Source organism: Pseudomonas sp. KH_046_2 (genome assembly GCF_057838985.1).
Genome location: NZ_CM174480.1, coordinates 4,541,988 through 4,558,224, shown reverse-complemented (window position 1 = coordinate 4,558,224; position 16,237 = coordinate 4,541,988). Strand labels below are relative to the sequence as shown.

The 16,237-nt window shown below is 61.8% G+C and carries 15 protein-coding genes; 10 read left to right on the top strand and 5 right to left on the bottom strand.

Features of this window, described 5'->3' with window-relative positions; genetic code table 11:
- The first annotated feature begins 13 nt into the window (after positions 1-13).
- A complete protein-coding gene (gene fabF, locus AC3IX1_RS20605) occupies positions 14-1,288 on the top strand; it encodes a beta-ketoacyl-ACP synthase II (RefSeq protein ID WP_489385609.1) in 1,275 nt (424 codons plus the stop codon).
- Here fabF and AC3IX1_RS20600 read toward each other — a convergent pair.
- The 3 genes from AC3IX1_RS20600 to eat form a co-directional block, all read right to left on the bottom strand.
- Positions 1,285-1,842, bottom strand: a complete 558-nt coding sequence (locus tag AC3IX1_RS20600) for a TetR/AcrR family transcriptional regulator (RefSeq protein WP_489385608.1) — start codon at positions 1,840-1,842, stop codon at positions 1,285-1,287. The two genes, fabF and AC3IX1_RS20600, sit on opposite strands and share 4 nt — an antisense overlap.
- Positions 1,843-2,007: 165 nt before the next feature.
- A complete protein-coding gene (locus tag AC3IX1_RS20595; RefSeq protein ID WP_007985427.1) occupies positions 2,008-2,175 on the bottom strand; it encodes a DUF2897 family protein in 168 nt (55 codons plus the stop codon).
- Between the two features lie 140 nt (positions 2,176-2,315).
- Positions 2,316-3,680, bottom strand: coding sequence for an ethanolamine permease (gene eat, locus AC3IX1_RS20590; protein ID WP_489385607.1), 1,365 nt, complete (start codon positions 3,678-3,680; stop codon positions 2,316-2,318).
- Between the two features lie 413 nt (positions 3,681-4,093).
- Here eat and kdpF point away from each other — a divergent pair, with 413 nt between their 5' ends.
- From kdpF to AC3IX1_RS20560, 6 genes are all read left to right on the top strand, one after another.
- Complete coding sequence (gene kdpF / locus AC3IX1_RS20585; RefSeq protein WP_489385606.1) at positions 4,094-4,183, top strand: K(+)-transporting ATPase subunit F; 90 nt, start codon at positions 4,094-4,096, stop codon at positions 4,181-4,183.
- A gap of 8 nt (positions 4,184-4,191) precedes the next feature.
- A complete protein-coding gene (kdpA, locus tag AC3IX1_RS20580; RefSeq protein WP_489385605.1) occupies positions 4,192-5,886 on the top strand; it encodes a potassium-transporting ATPase subunit KdpA in 1,695 nt (564 codons plus the stop codon).
- Between the two features lie 10 nt (positions 5,887-5,896).
- Positions 5,897-7,954 (top strand): potassium-transporting ATPase subunit KdpB, encoded by a 2,058-nt coding sequence (gene kdpB / locus AC3IX1_RS20575; protein WP_489385604.1) that lies wholly within the window; start codon positions 5,897-5,899, stop codon positions 7,952-7,954.
- Between the two features lie 138 nt (positions 7,955-8,092).
- The gene (gene kdpC / locus AC3IX1_RS20570) at positions 8,093-8,638 is read left to right on the top strand and encodes a potassium-transporting ATPase subunit KdpC (RefSeq protein ID WP_489385603.1); all 546 of its coding nucleotides are present in this window, start codon (positions 8,093-8,095) and stop codon (positions 8,636-8,638) included.
- A gap of 131 nt (positions 8,639-8,769) precedes the next feature.
- Entirely contained in the window at positions 8,770-11,421 is a 2,652-nt protein-coding gene (locus tag AC3IX1_RS20565; RefSeq protein ID WP_489385602.1) for a DUF4118 domain-containing protein, read from the top strand.
- A 48-nt stretch (positions 11,422-11,469) separates the two neighbouring features.
- Positions 11,470-12,159, top strand: coding sequence for a response regulator (locus AC3IX1_RS20560; protein ID WP_489385601.1), 690 nt, complete (start codon positions 11,470-11,472; stop codon positions 12,157-12,159).
- A gap of 87 nt (positions 12,160-12,246) precedes the next feature.
- On the opposite strand, the gene AC3IX1_RS20555 is transcribed toward AC3IX1_RS20560, so the two are convergent.
- Complete coding sequence (locus AC3IX1_RS20555; protein ID WP_489385600.1) at positions 12,247-13,284, bottom strand: patatin-like phospholipase family protein; 1,038 nt, start codon at positions 13,282-13,284, stop codon at positions 12,247-12,249.
- Between the two features lie 221 nt (positions 13,285-13,505).
- Here AC3IX1_RS20555 and AC3IX1_RS20550 point away from each other — a divergent pair, with 221 nt between their 5' ends.
- From AC3IX1_RS20550 to AC3IX1_RS20540, 3 genes are all read left to right on the top strand, one after another.
- Positions 13,506-13,784 (top strand): hypothetical protein, encoded by a 279-nt coding sequence (locus AC3IX1_RS20550; protein WP_007973587.1) that lies wholly within the window; start codon positions 13,506-13,508, stop codon positions 13,782-13,784.
- 100 nt (positions 13,785-13,884) lie between these two features.
- Positions 13,885-14,643, top strand: coding sequence for a CHAD domain-containing protein (locus AC3IX1_RS20545; RefSeq protein ID WP_489385599.1), 759 nt, complete (start codon positions 13,885-13,887; stop codon positions 14,641-14,643).
- Between the two features lie 245 nt (positions 14,644-14,888).
- Positions 14,889-15,686 (top strand): acyl-CoA thioesterase, encoded by a 798-nt coding sequence (locus tag AC3IX1_RS20540; RefSeq protein WP_489385598.1) that lies wholly within the window; start codon positions 14,889-14,891, stop codon positions 15,684-15,686.
- Here the strand turns inward: AC3IX1_RS20540 and AC3IX1_RS20535 are convergent, their stop codons facing one another.
- Positions 15,687-16,052, bottom strand: coding sequence for an Mpo1-like protein (locus AC3IX1_RS20535; protein WP_008049048.1), 366 nt, complete (start codon positions 16,050-16,052; stop codon positions 15,687-15,689).
- Positions 16,053-16,237: the final 185 nt, after the last annotated feature.

Below are 16,237 nucleotides of genomic sequence, written 5' to 3'. Positions count from 1 at the left end.
AGGTGTGTTTGGTATGAGTGATCGTCGAGTGGTTGTAACGGGCATGGGCCTGGTGTCGCCTCTGGGGAGCGGTGTCGAAGCGGTCTGGGCGCGGCTGCTGGCCGGGCGTTCCGGGCTGCGCACTTTACCGCAAGAGGTGGTTGCCGATCTGCCGGCCACGGTCGGCGGTGCAGTACCTGCGCTGGCGGATGATCCGGAGGCGGGGTTCGATCCGGACCGGGCGACCCCACCCAAGGAACAGAAGAAGATGGACCGCTTCATCCTGTTCGCCATGGAGGCTGCGCGTCAGGCAATCGAGCAAGCCGGCTGGCAAGCGCAGGATGCCAATGCCCAGGAGCGCACGGCCACCATCATCGGTTCAGGCGTAGGTGGTTTTGGTGCGATTGCCGACGCGGTGCGCACCACTGATAGCCGTGGTCCGAGACGGTTGTCGCCATTTACCATCCCCTCGTTTCTGGTCAATCTCGCGGCGGGTCATGTGTCGATCCAGCATGGCTTCAAGGGGCCATTGGGCGCGCCAGTCACGGCATGCGCAGCCGGGGTTCAGGCGATTGGTGACGCGGCGCGGTTGATTCGTGCCGGTGAGGCGGATATTGCGGTGTGCGGCGGTGCGGAAGCGGCGATCGATCGGGTTAGCCTGGCCGGGTTTGCGGCTGCTCGGGCCTTGTCCAGCGCTTACAACGACACGCCTGAACGCGCTTCGCGACCTTTCGACAGTGGCCGCGATGGATTTGTCATGGGAGAAGGGGCCGGGCTGCTGGTCATCGAGTCTCTGGACCATGCGCTGGCCCGGGGCGCCCAGCCGCTGGCGGAGCTGGTTGGCTACGGCACCAGCGCCGATGCCTATCACCTGACCGCCGGGCCCGAAGACGGCAACGGTGCGCGGCGGGCGATGTCGTTGGCATTGGCACAGGCCGGTGTTTCACCGGCTCAGGTTCAGCATCTGAATGCTCATGCAACCTCGACTCCGGTGGGGGATCTGGGTGAGCTGGCGGCGATCAAGGCGTTGTTCGGTGCGCAAAACGGCATCGCTGTGACATCGACCAAGTCGGCGACCGGGCATTTGCTCGGTGCAGCGGGGGGAATCGAGGCGATCTTTACGCTGCTGGCGATCCGTGACCAGATCGTGCCGGCGACCCTCAATTTCGAGAACCCGGACCCTGCCACTGAAGGAGTGGATATCGTTCATGGCAACGCACGGCCAATGGCCATCGAATACGCATTGTCCAACGGCTTCGGATTTGGCGGGGTCAATGCCAGTGTGCTGTTCAAGCGTTGGCAGGGTTAATCCTGCGATTTCTTGAGGTGTTCACGTGCGACGTCGAGAATCCGTTGGGCAAACTCGGCGTCGGCCACGCTGCGCGATAACAGCAAGGCGCCGACCAGCGTAGACATGATGACGATGCTGCGGTCGGTGGTGCGCTCTCCGTCGAGGGTGTGCTGGATCTGATCGAGTCGCGCCTGGAGCACGGCGTCGCTGGTCGGACTCGGTTGGCCACGCAGTCCCAGTTCCGAAGAGATGGTCAGCAGTGGGCAGCCTTCGTGAGGTGAGGTTTGATGCCATTCGGACAGGTAAGCGTCGATGAAGGCTTCGAGTGGCTGTTCCTCGGCGAAGATTTGCGCGCACAACTCATCGACTTGTGCGCCAGCCTCCTGCAAGGCTTTTTCTACCAGTTCGTCTTTGGACTTGAAGTGCGAGTAAAAGCCACCGTGGGTCAAGCCCAGTGCTTTCATCAGGGGTTGCAGCCCGGTCGCGCCGATACCGTCGCGTCGAAATCGCGCTGAAGCTTCCTTGATTATGCGTTGGTGGGTCTGGGCTTTATGGTCCTGCGAGTAACGCATCTGATATCTCCGCATCAATGCGGCCATATTAACCAATGAAAATTGCATGGTGGCTGTACTTCTACTTCTAAAAAACATGCAGATGCTTCGATATGGGTGCAAAGGGGCATGATTTCGGGAGTTTTCACGCAAAAACAAACCCCGCCGTTCCAGGCGGGGTTTCAGTCAGCGGTCCTGCGCTTCCTTGGCGTCCATTTCCGCATTGCGTTCGGCGACGCGCTTACGTTGCTCTTCGGTCAGTTCGACCTTGTTGGCGGTGTCGCGCAGCAGCATCAGACCTCCAACGATCGAGCCGATGGCAACGACCAGAATCAACCAGGCATACCAGGGCATAGGACTCTCCTTGAAAACAGGCGGTCGGCGAGGGTTCGCCAACCGATCGTGCATACCACTATGAGTGATGGGGTTTCATCGCAGTTCCATCGCTATCACCCCCATTCTATGCCTGTTGTTCAAGCTTCACTCGAACGCTTTCAATGTCCGGTCAGCATCGCATCTGCCGGTGCTTCGGCGCGCAGTTGTGCGGTGAGCATGAAGTACACGAAACCTGCCGCCATGAAGCCCAGGAAGATCAGGCCGATCAACGTGTTGAACCAGGCCATCGCCAGCAGGCACACCACTGACAGCAGCAGCGCAATGAACGGCACCAGCGGGTAGCAAGGGGCACGGAAAGTGCGTTCCAGGTTCGGCTCGGTTTTACGCAGTTTGAACAGGCTGAGCATGCTCATGATGTACATCACGATGGCGCCGAACACGGCCATGGTGATCATTGCCGCCGTCAGCGTCATGCCGCCAAGATTGATCAGGCCATCGCTGTAGATGGCCGCGATGCCGATTACGCCGCCGGCGATGATCGCCCGGTGCGGTGTCTGAAAGCGCGATAACTTGGCCAGGGACGTCGGCAGGTAGCCTGCGCGGGCCAGGGCGAAGAACTGCCGCGAGTAACCGAGGATGATCCCGTGAAAACTCGCGACCAGTCCGAACAGCCCAATCCACACCAGCATGTGCAACCAACCCGAGCTTTCGCCGACCACGGCTTTCATCGCTTGCGGCAACGGGTCGTTGATGTTCGACAGGGTGCGCCAGTCGCCGACGCCACCGGCGAAGAACATCACGCCCATCGCCAGCAGCACCAGGGTCAGGATACCGCTGATGTAAGCCTTGGGAATCGTGCGTTTCGGCTCCCTGGCTTCTTCGGCGGCCATGGCCGCGCCTTCGATGGCGAGGAAGAACCAGATCGCGAACGGGATCGCCGCAAACATCCCGGCAATCGCCGGAGCACCGAAGACATCGGACCCGGCCCAGCCGTTGAGGGCAAAGTTGCTGAAGCTGAAGGCCGGAGCGACCACGCCCATGAACACCAGCAATTCAGCGACCGCCAACACGCAGACCACCAGCTCGAAGGTCGCCGCCAGTTTCACGCCGAGAATGTTGAGGCCCATGAATACGATGTAGGCACCGACTGCCGCGTGTTTCGGGTCCAGGGCTGGAAACTGGACATTGAGGTAGGCGCCGATGGCCAGGGCAATCGCCGGTGGGGCGAAGACGAATTCGATCAGTGTCGCGAGCCCGGCGATCAATCCGCCTTTCTCGCCAAAGGCGCGACGGCTGTAGGCAAAGGGACCGCCAGCGTGGGGAATGGCGGTGGTCAGCTCGGTGAAACTGAAGATGAAGCAGGTGTACATGGTGGCGACCATGAATGAGGTCACCAGAAAGCCCAAGGTCCCGGCCACGCCCCAGCCATAGCTCCAGCCGAAATATTCTCCGGAAATCACCAGCCCGACCGCAATGCCCCACAGGTGCAAGGTGCCCAGCGTGGGTTTGAGTTGTGTGTTCATGGGTTTGCTCCCTGAGTGGTTTGGAAAGCTCGGGGGAGGTCAGTGCAGTGGGCGTGCCATTTTGTGATGTTGCGTCGTAAAGCGCTGAAAGCTGTCGTATCGGGGATGATCGCTGCTGAATGCATGCTTTTGATGCGCCAGTTGGGTGCGTTGTTGTCTGTTGTGCCGCCATCGCGAGCAAGCTCGCTCCCACAGTGGAGCCATGTTGTATGGGCTGACGAGTCTCAAATGTGTGCGAGCTTGCTCGCGATGAGGCCCGCGCATCCGCCATCAATCCTCGCTGTAACAAAGCCATAAACCCACTCTTTACGCTTTCTTTATTCCCCACCTCCACCCTCGATCTCGTTCCTTTACACCCTCCCTCCCGACAATGACTCCACACGCGGCAATACGCCGTAACACGGAGAACTTCCATGAGCGTTCTGGACGGGGTGTCGCTGCTGCTGGCAGTGGGGCTGTTCATTTATCTGTTGATTGCGCTGCTGCGCGCGGACCGGAACTAGGAGCGGCTATGCACAGTTATGACTATTGGCTGATCATCGCGTTCTTCGCGGTGGTCTTGCTGCCGGCGCCGTTTCTCGGGCGCTTCTACTACAAAGTGATGGAAGGGCAGCGCACCTGGCTGACGCCGGTTCTCGGTCCGGTCGAACGCGGTTGTTATCGTCTGGCCGGCGTCGATCCGCAGGCCGAACAGAGCTGGCAGAAGTACGCCCTGGCCTTGCTCGCCTTCAACCTCGCGGGTTTCCTGCTGCTGTTCGCGATCCTGCTGTTCCAGGGCCACCTGCCGCTGAACCCACAGAACCTGCCGGGACAGGAGTGGACGCTGGCGTTCAACACCGCCGTCAGCTTCATGACCAACACCAACTGGCAGGCCTACAGCGGTGAAGCATCCCTGAGCTACTTGAGCCAGATGGCGGGCCTCACCGTGCAGAACTTCGTCAGCGCCGCCACCGGCCTGGCGGTACTGGTTGCACTGTGTCGCGGCATCGGCCGCAAATCCACCCGGACCCTGGGCAACTTCTGGGTCGACATGACCCGCGCCACCCTCTACGGCTTGCTGCCGCTGTGCCTGTTGCTGGCGCTGTACCTGGTCTGGCAGGGCGTGCCGCAAACCTTCGCGCAGTATGTGAATGCGGTGACGATGCAGGGCGTCGATCAGGTGATCCCGCTCGGACCGGCTGCCAGTCAGATTGCGATCAAGCAATTGGGCACCAACGGTGGCGGTTTCTTCGGCGTGAACTCGGCGCATCCGTTCGAGAACCCGACGGCATGGAGCAATCTGTTCGAGGTGTCCTCGATCATTCTGATCCCCGTCGCGCTGGTGTTCACCTTCGGCCATTACGTGAAGGACCTGCGCCAGAGCCGCGCGATCATCGCCTGCATGCTGGCGCTGTTCCTGATCGGCGGCGCTACCTCGCTCTGGGCTGAATACCAGCCGAACCCGGCCCTGAACAATGTCGCCGTCGAACAGACCGCGCCGCTGGAAGGCAAGGAAGCGCGTCTGGGCACTACTGCGACGGTGTTGTGGTCGGTGACCACCACGGCTGCGTCCAACGGCTCGGTGAACGGCATGCACGACAGCCTCAACCCGCTGAGCGGCATGGTGGCGCTGGTCAACATGATGGTGGGCGAAGTGATCTTCGGCGGCGTTGGCGCCGGGCTCTACGGCATGTTGCTCAACGTGCTGATCGCGGTGTTCCTCGCCGGCCTGATGATCGGTCGTACTCCGGAATACCTCGGCAAGAAACTGCAAGCCAGGGAAGTGCAATTGCTGGTGGTGACCCTGATGGTCATGCCGATTGGCGTACTGGTGCTCGGCGCGATTGCCGCCAGTCTGCCCGGCCCGGTGGCTGCGGTGAGCAACCCTGGGCCTCACGGATTCAGTCAGCTGCTCTATGCCTACACCTCGGCCAGTGCCAACAACGGCTCCGCCTTCGCTGGTTTCGGCGCCAACACACCCTTCCACAACCTGATGCTGGGCCTGGGCATGTTGATCGGTCGCTTCGGCTACATCCTTCCGGTCCTGGCCCTGGCCGGCAGCCTGGCGATGAAGAAAACCGCGCCGATCGGGCAGAACAGCTTCCCGACTCACGGCCCGCTGTTCGTGACCCTGCTGACCGTGACCATTTTGCTGGTGGGCGGCCTGACCTTCCTGCCGACCCTGGCGCTGGGCCCGATTGCTGAACATCTGAGTATGGGCTTCTGAGGACTAATTGATGAATATGCCCGTAATTAAACCGGCTACCGTAAAGGCACCGGAACAACCGAAAACCGCAATCTCGGCCCTCTGGCGCCCAGCGTTGCTGCAAGCTTTCGTCAAGCTCGACCCAAGGCAATTGCAACGTGCGCCAGTGATGCTGGTGGTCGAACTGACGGCGATCCTGACTACTGTGCTGTGCTTCATTCCCGACACGGCGGTGCCGACTTTCGTCGCCGCGCAAATCGCTGTGTGGTTGTGGTTCACCGTGCTGTTCGCCAACTTCGCTGAAGCCCTGGCCGAAGGTCGCGGCAAGGCCCGCGCCGACAGCCTCAAGGCCGGCAGCGAAGGCCTGAGCGCCCGGCGCAAGACCGGCAACGGCAGCTTTCAGGTGGTGCCTGCCGCCAGCCTGCGCAAAGGCGATGTGGTGCGCGTCGAAGCGGGGGAGATGATCCCCGGTGACGGCGAGGTGATCGAAGGCATCGCGGCGGTCAACGAAGCGGCGATTACCGGTGAATCGGCCCCCGTTATCCGTGAGTCCGGTGGCGACCGCTCGGCCGTGACCGGCAACACACGGCTGGTGTCCGACTGGTTGCTGGTGAAGATCACCGCCAACCCCGGCGAGTCGACCCTGGACCGCATGATCGCCCTGGTGGAAGGCGCCAAACGCCAGAAAACCCCGAACGAAGTGGCGCTCGATATCCTGCTGATCGGCCTGACCCTGATCTTCCTGCTGGTGGTCGTCACCCTGCAACCGTTCGCCCACTTCGCCAATGGCAGCCTGCCGCTGGTGTTTTTGGTGGCGCTGTTGGTCACGCTGATTCCAACCACCATCGGCGGTTTGCTGTCGGCCATCGGTATCGCCGGCATGGATCGACTGGTGCGGTTGAACGTGATCGCCAAGTCCGGTCGTGCGGTGGAAGCGGCGGGGGACGTGCACGTCCTGCTGCTGGACAAGACCGGCACCATCACCTTCGGTAACCGTCGTTGCTCGGCGGTGTATGCCGCCCCTGGCGTCACTGCCAAGGAACTGGCTGAAGGTGCGTTGTTTGCCTCGCTGGCCGATGACACTGCTGAAGGCAAGTCCATCGTCGAGTACTTGCGTGGCCTTCACCCTCAGTCGGAGCCAGCCGCCGAGCTGCTGACCGCTGTGCCGTTCAGTGCTGAAACCCGCTTGTCCGGTGTCGACTATCAGGGACGCGTGTACCGCAAGGGCGCGGTGGATTCGTTGCTGGCGTTCGTTGGTTTGAAACGCGCTGACCTGGCACCGGCCTTGTCTCGTGAAATCGACAAGATCGCCCAAAGCGGCGGTACCCCGCTGCTGGTGTGTGCAGACGGCAAATTGCTCGGGGCGATCCACCTCAAGGACGTGGTCAAGCCCGGTATCCGCGAGCGTTTCGCCGAGCTGCGCAAGCTGGGAATCCGCACCGTCATGGTCACCGGCGACAACCCGTTGACCGCCGCTGCCATCGCCGCTGAAGCGGGTGTGGACGATGTGCTGGCCGAAGCCACGCCGGAGAAAAAACTGGCGCGCATTCGTCACGAACAAAACGACGGTCGTCTGGTCGCCATGTGCGGCGACGGCGCCAATGACGCCCCGGCCCTGGCCCAGGCGGACGTCGGCATGGCGATGAACGACGGCACGCAAGCGGCCCGTGAAGCGGCCAACATGGTCGACCTCGACAGCGACCCGACCAAGCTGCTGGACGTGGTACAGATCGGCAAGGAGTTGCTGGTCACCCGCGGTGCGCTGACGACCTTTTCCATCGCCAACGACGTGGCCAAGTACTTCGCGATCCTGCCGGCGCTGTTCGCCGCGATCTATCCGCAACTGGGCGTGCTCAACGTGATGCACCTGAGCAGCCCGCAGAGCGCGATTCTCTCGGCGATCGTGTTCAACGCCCTGATCATAGTGGTGCTGATTCCGCTGGCGCTGCGCGGTGTGCGGGTTCACGCGGCGAGTGCAGCGGCGTTGCTGCGACGCAATCTGCTGATCTATGGCCTGGGCGGGATCCTGGTGCCGTTCGTGGGCATCAAGGCGATCGACATGCTGTTGACGGCGTTGCATCTGGTTTAAGCACACTCACACACCCACCCACTGTAGGAGCGAGCTTGCTCGCGATGGAAGTTAACGATAACGCGTTCTGTCTGCATGAGCGTAGCGCCCTCCGGTTCTTCGCGAGCAAGCTCGCTCCTACAATTCGAGGATTTTGAAATGTCCACATTGATACGCCCGGCCCTGAGCCTGCTGGTCCTGATGACGCTGATCACCGGCGTCGCTTATCCACTGGTGGTCACCGGCGTGGCTCAGGTCGCGTTCCCGGACCAGGCCAACGGCAGCCTGGTGCGGGATGCCGAGGGCAAGGTCCGCGGTTCCTCGCTGATCGCCCAGGATTTCGTCGGCGACGCCTGGTTCCACCCGCGTCCTTCGGCCGGTGCCTTTGCCACCGTGTCGAGCAGTGCCAGCAACCTGTCGCCGAGCAACCCGGCGCTGGCGACACGGGTGATCGACGATGCCAACAAACAATTGGTGCCTGGCCAGGGGCCGGTGCCATTGGCGCTGGTCACTACCTCCGGCAGCGGTCTCGATCCGCACTTGCCACCGGCGGCAATTGCCTATCAACTGGCGCGTGTCGCGGCGGCGCGCAACCTGCCGGTAGCGACACTGCAACAACTGCTGGACGCCCACATCGAGCAACCACTGATAGGCCCGCCGGTGGTGAATGTGCTTGAGTTGAACCGGGCGCTGGAAAAACTTTAGGTCGGTGGCGCAGCCATTCGCGAGCAGGCTCGCTCCCACAGAAGTACGCATTCCAATTGTAGGAGCGAGCCTGCTCGCGATGACGGCCTGAAAAGCACTACATCAACATCAGAAAAACGAGAACTTCATACATGAGCAACTCCGGCCGCGCCGACGCGCTGTTAGCAGACCTGCCCCGCGATGGCCGTGGCCGGCTCAAGGTATTTCTCGGTGCCGCGCCGGGTGTCGGCAAGACCTACGCCATGCTGCAAGCGGCTCACACCCAGTTACGCCAAGGGGTGAAAGTCGTCGCCGGCGTCGTCGAAACCCACGGCCGGGCCGAAACCGAAGCACTGCTCGGCGGTTTGTCGCAGCAGCCGTTGGTACGTTCCGAGTACCGTGGCGTGCTGCTTGAAGAAATGGACCTCGACGGACTGCTCCTCGCCAAACCGAAGCTGGTGCTGGTCGACGAACTGGCGCATACCAACGCCCCCGGCAGCCGTCACGAAAAACGCTGGCAGGACATTCAGGAACTGCTCGCCGCCGGCATCGATGTGTACACCACGGTCAACGTCCAGCACCTGGAAAGCCTCAACGATCAGGTGCGCGGCATCACCGGCGTACAGGTTCGCGAAACCCTGCCGGACTGGGTGTTGCAGGAAGCCTACGAACTGCTGCTGATCGACTTGCCGCCGCGGGAGTTGCTGGAGCGTTTGCGCGACGGCAAGGTCTATGTGCCGGAGCAGGCGCGGGCGGCCATCGACGCGTTCTTTTCCCAGACCAACCTCACGGCCCTGCGCGAACTGGCGATGCAAACCGCGGCGGCTCAGGTCGATAACGATCTGGCCCAAGGGTATCGTCAGTTGGGGCAAGCGGCGCCGGCCGTGCGCGGGCGTTTGTTGGTAGGGGTCGACGGCGATGCCCAGGCCGAGCGTCTGGTACGGCATGCCAGTCGCGTGGCCCAACGGCGGCACCTGCCCTGGAGCCTTGTGCACGTGGACAATGGCAGTGTGCGTGACGAACAGTCGCGCCTGCGCCTGCAAAGCGCCCAGCAACTGGCCGAGCGCCTGGGCGGCGAAGTGGTGTTGCTGCGCGCCGGTGAAGTGGCGAAAACCCTGATCCAGCATGCCGCCGAACGCCGCGCCAGCCTGGTGCTGGTCGGTCAGTCCCGACCGCGTTTGCGCCGACGTCTGTTCGGAGGAGGGCTGGCGGCGCGGTTGCTACGTAATGCGCGCGGACTGGAAATCAACGTACTCGACAGCGATCAGCAACAGCATCAACCCCGTCAGCGGTCGATGCATTCACTGGTCTGGTTCGACTACGCATTGGCCGTGGTCGCGACGGTTCTGGCCAGCGCCCTGGCCTGGGGCGTGGCGAGTGTTCTGCCACTGCCCAATATTTCATTGGTGTTCCTCGCCGCCGTGTTGCTGGTGGCGGTGCGCAGCAGTCTCGGGCCGGCGCTGGCCTGTGCGGCGCTGTCGTTTCTGACCTATGACTTCCTGTTCATTCCGCCGACTTTTTCCTTCAGGATCCAGCGCGAAGAAGACGTGCTGACCCTGCTGTTCTTCCTGTTGATGGCGGCCCTCACCGGCAACCTTGCGGCGCGTCAGCGCAGGCAATTGCAGGCCCTGCGCGACACCCAGGAAGAGACCAGTGAATTGCTCGACCTGTCACGCAAGCTCACCGCCGCCACCGACCGCCAGGCCGTGGTCAGCGCGGCCGCCCAGCACCTCAACGGTTGGAGCGATGTGCAACTGTGCCTGCTCAATCGCGACGGGCAAAACGGCTGGAAAGTCGAAACCGGTGGCCCGCTGGAGTTCAGCGAAGCCGAGCGCGCCGCCGCCGATTGGGCCTGGCAGCACGATCAACCCGCGGGTGCGGGCACCGGCACCTTGCCGTTCGGCCGCTGGTGGTGGTGGCCATTGTCGGTGGAGGACGGTCCGCTGGCGTTGCTTGGCGTGTGCGCCAGGGAAGGCCAGACCCTGAGCGGCCAGCGCCGACGCTTGTTGACCGCGCTGAGCCAGCCGCTGGCCCAGGCGCTGGCCCGGGCGCAATTGGCCGATGATCTGGAAGCGGCGCGGCTGCACGGCGAAACCGAACAACTGCGCAGTGCCTTGCTGGCTTCGGTATCCCACGATTTGCGCACTCCGCTGACGTCCATGCGCGGCAGTATCGATAGCCTGCTGGCCCTGGGGGAAGCGATCCCGCTGGAGGACAGGCGTGAGTTGCTCGAAGGCACCCGCGATGAAGCCGAGCGCCTCGATCGCTACATTCAAAACCTGCTCGACATGACCCGCCTCGGCCACGGTGCCTTGAAGCTGGCGCGGGACTGGGTGTCGCCGGCGGACATCGTCGGCAGCGCGCGCAATCGCCTGCGAGCAGTCCTTGCGCCGTTGCAGGTCAGTACCGACGTACCGGCCGAGTTACCGCTACTGTATGTGCATGCAGCGCTGATCGAACAGGCACTGATCAACGTGATGGAAAACGCCGCGCGGTTTTCGCCACCCCACGGGCGCTTGCAATTGCGCGCCGGGGCCGATGACACTGAGCTGTTTTTCTCGGTCAGTGATGAGGGGCCGGGGATACCGGAAGAGGAACGGGCGAAGATTTTCGATATGTTCTATACCGCGGCGCGGGGTGATCGTGGTGGGCAGGGTACCGGGCTGGGGCTGGCGATTTGTCAGGGCATGGTCGGTGCCCATGGCGGTCGCATCAGCGTCGCCGACGGCATCGAGGGGCGCGGCACCTGTATCACGTTGCACCTGCCGCTACAGGCTCAACCGGGATACGAAAGTGAAGCCTGATCGCGCTTGCGCTACTCTCTTGCCACTTCTTTGTGTTGATGTGAACTCATGAGCCAGACCGCGACCATTTTGGTCATTGACGACGAACCGCAGATCCGCAAATTCCTGCGCATCAGCCTCGCTTCCCAGGGCTACAAAGTGCTGGAGGCGGGTACCGGCAGTGAAGGATTGGTGCAAGCCGCGTTGAACAAACCGGACTTGCTGGTGCTCGACCTTGGCTTGCCGGACATGGACGGCCAACAGGTATTGCGCGACTTTCGCGAGTGGTCGACGGTGCCAGTGCTGGTGCTCTCGGTGCGCGCCGGTGAAGGACAGAAAGTCGAGGCACTGGATGGCGGCGCCAATGACTATGTGACCAAGCCGTTCGGCATTCAGGAATTCCTGGCGCGGATCCGTGCGTTATTGCGCCAGGCGCCCGCAGGCGAGGCGCAACAGGCTGCGCTGAACTTCGGTCCGTTGACGGTCGACCTGGTGTATCGCCGGGTGCTGCTCGACGGTGTCGAAGTCGCGCTGACCCGCAAGGAATACGCCGTGCTGGCGCAACTGGCGCGGCATCCCGGACGGGTGATCACCCAGCAGCAATTGCTCAAGGACATCTGGGGACCGACCCACACCGAAGACACTCACTACCTGCGTATCGTGGTCGGGCACTTGCGCCAGAAACTGGCGGATGACCCGACCCAACCCAGGTTCATCGTCACTGAGGCAGGGGTGGGGTATCGGTTGTTGGGTGAGTAGCTTTGAAATTTTGTGGTGACTGATCTGGACCCATCGCGAGCCTGCTCGCGATGAGGCCCTGATAGTCACCCGAGAACTTTCAGACGTTCAGTTCTGCTCATTCTCATACCGATCCAGCGTATCCCGCGCAATCTCCCGTCCCAGCGCGATCAGCTCCGGCGCCTTGTAGAACTCGAAAAACCGGCACACGCGCTTGGGCACGTTGATCAGGATGTCCGGCGGATAGCCGGCAATCTTGTACTGCGCCAGTGACGTCTGCATCACCTCGAAACTCTGGTTGATCAAATCCAGCAAGGACGCCGGCCCGACGTTGTCGATGATGAACGAACCGGTAGCGGAGCGGGGTGCGCCACTGGCTTGCGGAGCCGCCGCCGGTTGCTGCGCTTCTGGCTCGGCGGATTCGATCCACGGATTGAGGCTCGCCCCTTCGGCCCTCAGGGCTTCCTGCTCGAGGATCAACAATTGCTCGGCCTGTTTGCGGCGGAACGGCATCTTCGAGCCCAGGGAGTTGATCAGGCTGTCGAAGCGGGTCTTGAAGGCTGCGGGACGCTGGATGACCGGCAACTGATAGTGGCGCTGGTTGGTGGAGTTGAGGTTGACCGCAATGATCAAGTCACAATGGCTCGACACCACCGGCACGATCGGCAGCGGGTTGAGAATGCCGCCATCGACCAGCATGCGGTTGCCCTGCATCACCGGGGTGAACAGGCTGGGAATCGCCGCCGAGGCGCGCATGGCCTGATGCAGGCAACCTTCCTGGAACCAGATTTCCTGCTGGTTGGTCAGGTCAGCGGCAACGGCAGTGTAGGGGATGCGCAAATCTTCAATGTTGATCTCGCCAACGATCTTGCGGATCTGCCCGAAGACTTTCTCGCCACGAATCGCCCCCAGACGAAAACTGACGTCCACCAGGCGCAACACGTCGAGATAGTCCAGGCTCTCGATCCAATCGCGGTAATCATTGAGTTTGCCGGCGGCGTAGATCCCGCCCACCACCGCGCCCATGGAGCATCCGGCGATACAGGCAATGTCATAGCCGCGCCGTTCGATCTCTTCAATGACCCCGATATGTGCATAACCCCGGGCTCCACCCGACCCCAATACCAGTGCGACGCGCTTTTTCATGAATCGCCCTCGTTTGAATGGTTCAACAATGCACCCATCGAGGGCCATGCTTCAATCGCCATGGTCGTTCGAGGGGACAGGAGCGTCGTATTTTCGACACTCCATGGCGGCACATGGTTATTCTCGGCAGCGCTATAGTTTGCACAGCTGACCAACGGCACTTTTCAGGTGCCACAACGTCTTACCTGCATGACTGTTGACCTATTTTTGAGGAGTGAGTGATGAAAGCCTGGATCTGCGTGCCATTGATTGCCCTGGCGCTAGCCGGTTGTGCCGGCAAAACCGCTTATCGCGATAGTTGCGGTAGTAACCTGGATGCGGCATGGCATGAACTGGACCTCGCCAAAGCCGAAGGTTTCGCCGGGACCGTCAGCTATTCCAAGGCCCTGTCGCTGTTGACCGCGGCCAAGACCCAGCAACAATTCGAGGGGTTCGAAGGCTGCACCAGAAAAGCCGAGAAGGCCCGTTTCTATATTCGTGAGTCGCGCGCGGGGCGTTGAAGGCAAAAGCAGCAGCAGGCTCTAAGCTATGAACTGCAGGACTCATCGGGTTTGCAGTTCGTAGCATGCAACCTGGCGCTGTTTACGGAGTAACCCCCCCATGATCGATAGGCTGGTGGCTCAGGTTCTGGGCCTGGAAATTCGTCTGCTGGCCTGTCAGGCCCGCTTGAAAGAGCGTACTGACCCTGAAGCACTGCACGATCTGCGCACAACCATGCGTCGGTTGCGCAGTCTGTTGCGGCCCTTGCGCGGGCAGCCCGGTGTCGAGCAACTGGAAGCGGCCGCCTCGCGGGTGGGCGATCTGACCACGCCGTTACGTGATCGCGAAGTGCTGGCGGCGTACCTGCTCCAGCATCATCAACCCCAAGCCGCACAGTGGCGCATGGCGCAAATGGCCGAGGCCTATCCGGCCGTCGCGGCCAGTGCTGAGCTTGCGCAAATGCTGATCGTCCTCGATGCGTTTCCGCGTTTTCTGCGTGCAGCTCAACGCCAGGGTTTGCTCAAGGGCCTGCGCAAGCGCATCGAAAAACGCCTGGGCAAGCAGTGGAAAAAACTCGACGAGGCGCTGCACGATCCGACTCATGACCGTCATCGGCTGCGCCTGCTGATCAAGCGCGTGCGCTATGGCATCGACGCTTACCCTGAGCTGGACCGTTTGCCGAAAGCGGCCATGCCCCGGCTGAAATCGGCCCAGGGCGCGTTGGGTGACTGGCACGATTGCGTGCAATGGCTGGCGATGGCTGAGCGGGAAGCGGATTTGCAACCCTGTGTTGCAGTCTGGGAAGCCACCATGGCCGAGGCTGAAAGCCGTGCGGACCGGGTGCTGGAAAAACTCAGCAAGGCCTGTTTCAAATCCTGAAAACACCGGAGATCCATTGTAGGAGCGAGCCTGCTCGCGATGAGGTCGTGACATTCAACATTGATGTTGGCTGTCCGGGCGCAATCGTCGGAACGCCGCCCGGAGCAGGCTCGCTCCTACAGGTTATATGTCCGGCACGAGCCTTGTGCGGCTCATCTGTCAGTCAATTTGGCCGGAATAGGCGATGTATCAACTTCGCCAGATGGTTAAGATCCCTTCATCTTTTTCCGATCCCTGAGGTTTTCATGCGTTTTTCCGAACTGCTCGACGCTGTCCGTAGCCAGCCAGCAGGGCTGTCTATCCCGGCCTCCTGGGCACAGGGGCGGGCCAGTTTCGGTGGCCTGGTGGCCGCTCTGCAATACGAAGCCATGCGTGCCCGGGTGCCGGCGGACCGTCCGGTGCGCTCGCTGGCAATCACCTTTGTCGGCCCGGTTGAACCTGAGGTTCCGGTCAGTTTTGAAGTCGACGTGCTGCGCGAAGGCAAGGCTGTCAGCCAAGTGCTGGGCCGGGTGATGCAGAAGGGCCAGGTGGTGACGTTGATCCAGGGCAGCTTCGGCGCCTCGCGACCTTCGGAAGTGGCGGTGGCCGCTGAACCGGCACCTGAAATGAAGCACTGGGACGAGTGCCAGGAATTGCCTTTTGTCGAAGGTGTCATCCCGGAGTTCATGCGGCATCTGGCGATGCGCTGGAGTGTCGGCGGGCTGCCGTTCAGCGGCAGCACATCCCGGCAAATGGGCGGCTGGGTGCGCTTGCGCGGTGACGTAAAGGAAGAGGCCATCGGTGAGGCGCACATCCTGGCGCTGGTGGACGCCTGGCCTCCGGCCCTGATGCCGTTTTTGAAGAAACCGGCGATGGGCAGCACGCTGACCTGGACCATCGAATTCGTGCAACCGTTGCTGGAACTGACCACCCAGGACTGGTGCAAATACCTCGTCGAAACCGAATACGCCGCCGACGGTTACGGGCATGCCGCGGCAAAAATGTGGAGCGCGGATGGCCGATTGATCGCCATGAGCCGGCAGACGGTGACAGTGTTCGCCTGATCAGTGACGGCGGTGGCGCTCACGCCAGGCGCGCCACCAGCCTCCGCTGAGGAAGAACCGCGGAAACGTCAGGAACTGCTCGACCAACAGGCGCGATACCGCATCCTTGCGATCGCTGAAGGGTTCGGAGGCTTGGGTCTCCAGGCTGTGACCGTGGCGTTGCAAGGCCAGCGCCGCAATCACACCGATCACACCAATGGCGATGTTTGCCAGGCTCAGGCTGAACACCCCGGACACGATCAGCAGAAATGCCACGATGAACAGCGGCACCGCGATCAGGTGCAGCACCAGATTGGTCGGGTGCTGATGATTGTTCGGGTACGCTCGCCATTGCCAGGCGGGAAGGTTGGGGTGACGTTTGCCCATGATGCCGATCCTCGATCCATGTTGAATACATGTATTGAAGAATAGGCCGGCTTGGCACGGGCGGCGAATCAAGGCTGGCTATTGGCTTGATAGGTGTCATGGTCTGGATTGATGTTGCCGGTACTGATTATCGCGAGCAGGCTCGCTCCTACATTGATCTTCGTTGACCATCAGATTCTGGACCC

Coding starts and splice junctions, on each gene's coding strand:
- kdpC (WP_489385603.1), top strand. CDS start 8,093: ATGTCCACATTGATACGCCCGGCCCTGAGCCTGCTGGTCCTGATGACG.
- AC3IX1_RS20560 (WP_489385601.1), top strand. CDS start 11,470: ATGAGCCAGACCGCGACCATTTTGGTCATTGACGACGAACCGCAGATC.
- AC3IX1_RS20595 (WP_007985427.1), bottom strand. CDS start 2,175: ATGCCCTGGTATGCCTGGTTGATTCTGGTCGTTGCCATCGGCTCGATC.
- AC3IX1_RS20540 (WP_489385598.1), top strand. CDS start 14,889: ATGCGTTTTTCCGAACTGCTCGACGCTGTCCGTAGCCAGCCAGCAGGG.
- AC3IX1_RS20550 (WP_007973587.1), top strand. CDS start 13,506: ATGAAAGCCTGGATCTGCGTGCCATTGATTGCCCTGGCGCTAGCCGGT.
- AC3IX1_RS20535 (WP_008049048.1), bottom strand. CDS start 16,052: ATGGGCAAACGTCACCCCAACCTTCCCGCCTGGCAATGGCGAGCGTAC.
- fabF (WP_489385609.1), top strand. CDS start 14: ATGAGTGATCGTCGAGTGGTTGTAACGGGCATGGGCCTGGTGTCGCCT.
- AC3IX1_RS20545 (WP_489385599.1), top strand. CDS start 13,885: ATGATCGATAGGCTGGTGGCTCAGGTTCTGGGCCTGGAAATTCGTCTG.
- AC3IX1_RS20600 (WP_489385608.1), bottom strand. CDS start 1,842: ATGCGTTACTCGCAGGACCATAAAGCCCAGACCCACCAACGCATAATC.
- kdpA (WP_489385605.1), top strand. CDS start 4,192: ATGCACAGTTATGACTATTGGCTGATCATCGCGTTCTTCGCGGTGGTC.
- kdpF (WP_489385606.1), top strand. CDS start 4,094: ATGAGCGTTCTGGACGGGGTGTCGCTGCTGCTGGCAGTGGGGCTGTTC.
- AC3IX1_RS20565 (WP_489385602.1), top strand. CDS start 8,770: ATGAGCAACTCCGGCCGCGCCGACGCGCTGTTAGCAGACCTGCCCCGC.
- kdpB (WP_489385604.1), top strand. CDS start 5,897: ATGAATATGCCCGTAATTAAACCGGCTACCGTAAAGGCACCGGAACAA.
- eat (WP_489385607.1), bottom strand. CDS start 3,680: ATGAACACACAACTCAAACCCACGCTGGGCACCTTGCACCTGTGGGGC.
- AC3IX1_RS20555 (WP_489385600.1), bottom strand. CDS start 13,284: ATGAAAAAGCGCGTCGCACTGGTATTGGGGTCGGGTGGAGCCCGGGGT.